Origin of the sequence: Alistipes sp. CAG:29, assembly GCF_000435435.1 — a bacterium.
Classification (GTDB): Bacteria; Bacteroidota; Bacteroidia; order Bacteroidales; family Rikenellaceae; genus Alistipes; species Alistipes onderdonkii.
In genome coordinates this window covers 1-1,378 of the sequence record NZ_FR893429.1, presented here as the reverse complement: position 1 = coordinate 1,378, position 1,378 = coordinate 1, and the positions used below count along the sequence as shown (strand labels likewise).

Here is a 1,378-nt window from a genome sequence, read left to right as displayed (position 1 = left end):
TAGCCGCAAGTTCGCGGATTTCGTTCTTGTTCCACGAATAAGTGAAGTTCGTCGTCCAGCGAAAGTCACGCCATTGGTTATCGTACCCGAGCGAGAGTTCGACACCCGTATTGCGGACATGGCCGGTTTGCAGGTAGATGGTCGTATAGGACGACGAGGGCGGCAGCGACGGGTCGAAGGTCTGATTTTTCGTATCGGCCCGGTACCACGAAGCCGAAAGATTGATGTGTTGCCACAGACGGGCATCCAGACCCACCTCGTAGGTGATGGTGCGCTCGGGTTTCAGGTCGCCGATGGGATAGTGCGTCTTGTCTTTCCACACCTTGTTCGTGGCGTCGTATTCGTAGGTCGGAACCGTCAGGTGACGCGGGAACGGCATACCTACCGAGGCGATCGAACCGCGGATCTTCAGATAGCTGATCGCATCCGGCATGTTGAATGTCGCCGTCGGAACCCACGAAAGGCCCACCGACGGGTAGAAGAACGACGACTCGGGCGAATTGGCCAGTTGCGAAGCCCAGTCGTTACGCCCCGTCACCGTGAGGTAAAGCATCTGTTTCCAACCTACTTCGACCGAGGCGAAGATGGATTGGGTCTGGTCGTGCCAGCCGGTTTTTTCCGCACGTTTTTTCGTGTCATCGAGGTCGAAAACGTTAAATACGTTCGGAAGGCCGTTTTCCTGGATCGGGCCGCGGTACGACAGTTCGTCGGTCTTGATATTGTTGATCGAGGCGCCGATATTCGCGTTCAGAGACCAATCCTCGCCGAAAGTCTTGTTGATGTTCACCATCAGATCGGCGTAGGTCTGCGTGTCGTAAGCGCGGGCCTCGGTATAATGGCCGTTCTTGCCGCCGTCGGTGATGGTCGTATTCGACGAGGCATAGAGTTTCTGCGTGTAGAGCGAATTCGAATTGTCGAGGCGCACGCGCCCGGCGACATTCAGCCACGGGAGGATGTCGTAGCTGGCCGAAAACGACAGCATATAACGCTTCTTGTCCGTGTTGCGCAGGTTGCGGTAGTTGATCCAGAAGGGATTCTGCATGCGCAAGTCACCGCCTTCCATGTCCGTACTCCAGAACTGCTCCATGAGTTTCGTCCCTTCGTTGTAACGCTCGAAGCGACGGTAAAGGTCAAAATTCTCGCCCCGCGGGAACAGGTAGGCCGGAACCAGCGGGTTCGAATAAACGCCCTGGTTGGTCATGTTCTGGTCTTTCTGATAGATATAGCTGGCGCTGGCGTCGAGCCGCAGTTTATCTTTCAGAAAGTAAGAGGTGTTGCGGAAAGTAAAGTTGTAGCGATCGTATTCGTTGTTGGGGATGATGCCGTCGGAATTGACCGATGCGGCGGAAAAATAGGTCTGGTTCTTGTCCGTACCGCC

Annotated in this window: 1 protein-coding gene; it reads right to left on the bottom strand. The window is 55.3% G+C overall.

Annotated elements, in window-relative coordinates; all coding sequences use genetic code 11:
- Positions 1–1,378, bottom strand: a 1,378-nt coding sequence (locus QVP03_RS04005; RefSeq protein WP_288210630.1) for a TonB-dependent receptor domain-containing protein, incomplete at both ends; no start/stop codon positions are given.